Here is a 2,521-nt window from a genome sequence, read left to right on the forward strand (position 1 = left end):
GCGGGGTTATCACGCTGATATGGATTGGATGACTAACCCGAAACGACAGGATATCAAAACTCTTTGGCCGGAAGTGCGATCGCTAATTTGTCTCGCTCTTAACTACTACACCCCCCAGCAACACAGTCCAGAACAAAACCATGGCAAAATTTCCCGTTATGCTTGGGGACGGGATTATCACAAAGTATTAAGTAAAAAATTAAAAGCCCTCAGTCAATGGTTAGAAAGTCAGGGGGAGCAAATTCAAACCCGTTACTATGTGGACACTGGACCGGTACAGGATAAAGTTTGGGCGCAAAGAGCAGGGATCGGCTGGATTGCCAAGAATGGTAACTTAATTACCCGCAATTACGGTAGTTGGGTCTTTTTAGGGGAAATATTAACTAATTTACCTTTAGAACCCGATCGACCCCATAGCGCCCATTGTGGCACCTGTAGCCGTTGTTTAAGCACTTGTCCCACCCAAGCAATAGTTAGTCCCTCTGTGGTGGATGCTAATCGCTGTATTGCATACCATACCATCGAAAATCGTGCTGTAACTTTGCCTACAGAAATTGCCAAGAATTTACAAGGTTGGGTAGCCGGCTGCGATATCTGTCAAGATGTCTGTCCTTGGAATCAACGTTTTGCCCAAGTTACCGACGTGGAGGATTTTCAACCTCGTCCCGAAAACCTCTCGCCAAGGTTGGATGAATTAGCTAATCTAACTATAGAGGAGTGGGATCGTCGTTTCATCTCGTCAGCCCTGCGTCGAATTAAACCCCAGCAGTGGCGACGTAATGCCCAAGCTAATTTAGCTCATTCCCCTCACCCCGCACAAGATGACAATTAAAGTAGTAGTGTTCGATTTTGATGGTACTATCGCCGATACCCACGATACTTTCGTGGAGATTGTCAATCGTTTGGCTAAAAATTTTGGTTATCAACCCGTCAACGAGGAAGATTTGGCCAGACTAAAAAACCTTAGTTCCCAAGAAATTATTAGACAATCCCAAGTTTCCCCCGTTAAAATCCCTTTTTTACTCTATCGAGTTAAACGGGAATTAAATAAACAAATTGAATGTCTGAAACCCTTCCATGGCTGGCATCACTGCCTCGCCAATCTTAAAGAAAGAGGCTATAGATTAGGAATAATAACTTCTAATACTAAAGAAAACGTCACCATCTTTTTAGCAAATAATCAACTCTTAAATTTATTTGATTTTATCTATTCGGGAACGCCTTTATTCGGCAAACACAAAATTATTGATCGCCTGATCCGACAAAATAAATTCTGTCCCGATGAAATGATTTATGTCGGCGATGAAACTAGAGATATTACTGCTGCCCAAAAAAGTCGAGTGCAAGTGGTGGCCGTCGCTTGGGGCTTTAATTCCCCTCAAATTCTCACTCAATTTAACCCCGATCATCTCATTCATCATCCCCTAGAATTATTGGATATTTTAGATAGGGCTGGCTGAAAAAGTTTTTCCTGGGGGCAGGGAAAGGCAGTTTGGGCATTTGTACTAAAATACCCAATACTCAGTTTAAATATAGAATTCGATCGATGGGGGCAGAGAGACTCGAACTCTCACGAGCTTATAAGGCTCAACGGATTTTAAGTCCGTAGCGTCTACCATTCCGCCACGCCCCCGTTATTTAACCGACAATTTTTTATCATATCACAAATAATTTAATTGGCAAGAGTATTTTCAGCAAATTATTTTAGTCCGCCAATTCGATCGCCGCAAAGGGGGAAAGACAGGGTAAAATGATCAGCAGGTGAATTGCAGTTCACCGACAGCCATTGATAAAAATCAATCCTTATGCAATCAATTCTAACGCAAGAAACCATTATCATCGCCCTGATCTACCTATCTCTCAGTGTCTTGTATTTGCTCGTCATTCCCGCCGTTATCTACTACTACCTCAACACGCGCTGGTATGTGGCATCTTCTTGGGAAAGAGGGTTTATGTACTTTCTGATGAGCTTTTTCTTCCCCGGGATGCTGTTGTTAAGTCCTTTTCTTAACTTCCGTCCCCAACGTCGTACCCTAAAAGCTTAAGTTATCAACCCAAAAAACCCATGAGACGCATTGATGTCATCGGGATCGGTATAGGGATGTTTGCTATGGGCGGCATCCTCTACATTATCCTGCAAAAAACCGGTTTAGATAGTGCTTCGGCGGGAATTTGGAGTCAAGCGGTGTTGGTGGGTGGTGTCATCGGTTGGATTTTTACCTATCTGTTTCGAGTCGCCACCGATAATATGACCTACGGCCAACAGCGCAAAGATTACGAAGATGCCGTCTTTAAAAAACGTCTGGAAGCGATGACTCCCGAAGAAATCGCCCAAATGCAGCGGGAGATTGAAGAAGAAAAAACTAAATAGGGCTGGCTGAATAAATCTAAAAACCTTGCTGGATAATATCTTTAGACTTTTTGTCAATCAAAAAGTACCAGATATGGGAGTGATCAGGGGGAAATTCCGGGACTTTTTCCCTGAAAATTAGGTAATTGACCCCCTCAAAATCGGTAAAAC

Annotated in this window: 4 protein-coding genes and 1 tRNA gene; 4 read left to right on the forward strand and 1 reads right to left on the reverse strand. The window is 43.0% G+C overall.

Features of this window, described 5'->3' with window-relative positions; genetic code table 11:
* Together queG and IQ242_RS22230 are read left to right on the forward strand one after the other, a co-directional pair.
* The coding region (gene queG / locus IQ242_RS22225) for a tRNA epoxyqueuosine(34) reductase QueG (RefSeq protein WP_193961438.1) at nucleotides 1–832 on the forward strand (832 nt) is incomplete at its 5' end.
* Nucleotides 822–1,460 carry an HAD-IA family hydrolase gene (locus IQ242_RS22230; protein WP_193961439.1) on the forward strand — a complete coding sequence of 213 codons (639 nt, stop codon included), beginning with the start codon at nucleotides 822–824 and terminating at the stop codon, nucleotides 1,458–1,460. The genes queG and IQ242_RS22230, both read left to right, overlap by 11 nt.
* Nucleotides 1,461–1,547: 87 nt before the next feature.
* On the opposite strand, the gene IQ242_RS22235 is transcribed toward IQ242_RS22230, so the two are convergent.
* Nucleotides 1,548–1,633: transfer RNA gene (locus IQ242_RS22235), tRNA-Leu, on the reverse strand.
* Nucleotides 1,634–1,805: 172 nt separating this feature from the next.
* Between IQ242_RS22235 and ndhL the strand changes: the two genes are divergently transcribed.
* Entirely contained in the window at nucleotides 1,806–2,045 is a 240-nt protein-coding gene (gene ndhL / locus IQ242_RS22240; protein ID WP_002732218.1) for an NAD(P)H-quinone oxidoreductase subunit L, read from the forward strand.
* Nucleotides 2,046–2,065: 20 nt separating this feature from the next.
* Complete coding sequence (locus IQ242_RS22245; RefSeq protein ID WP_002751981.1) at nucleotides 2,066–2,371, forward strand: DUF3007 family protein; 306 nt, start codon at nucleotides 2,066–2,068, stop codon at nucleotides 2,369–2,371.
* Nucleotides 2,372–2,521 lie beyond the last annotated feature (150 nt).

It is taken from the genome of Microcystis sp. LEGE 08355 (assembly GCF_015207185.1).
In the GTDB taxonomy this organism is placed as follows: Bacteria; Cyanobacteriota; Cyanobacteriia; order Cyanobacteriales; family Microcystaceae; genus Microcystis; species Microcystis panniformis.

What these genes read in the sequence shown, in the direction of transcription:
- IQ242_RS22230 (WP_193961439.1), top strand. Translation starts at nt 822, where the DNA reads ATGACAATTAAAGTAGTAGTGTTCGATTTTGATGGTACTATCGCCGAT.
- ndhL (WP_002732218.1), top strand. Translation starts at nt 1,806, where the DNA reads ATGCAATCAATTCTAACGCAAGAAACCATTATCATCGCCCTGATCTAC.
- IQ242_RS22245 (WP_002751981.1), top strand. Translation starts at nt 2,066, where the DNA reads ATGAGACGCATTGATGTCATCGGGATCGGTATAGGGATGTTTGCTATG.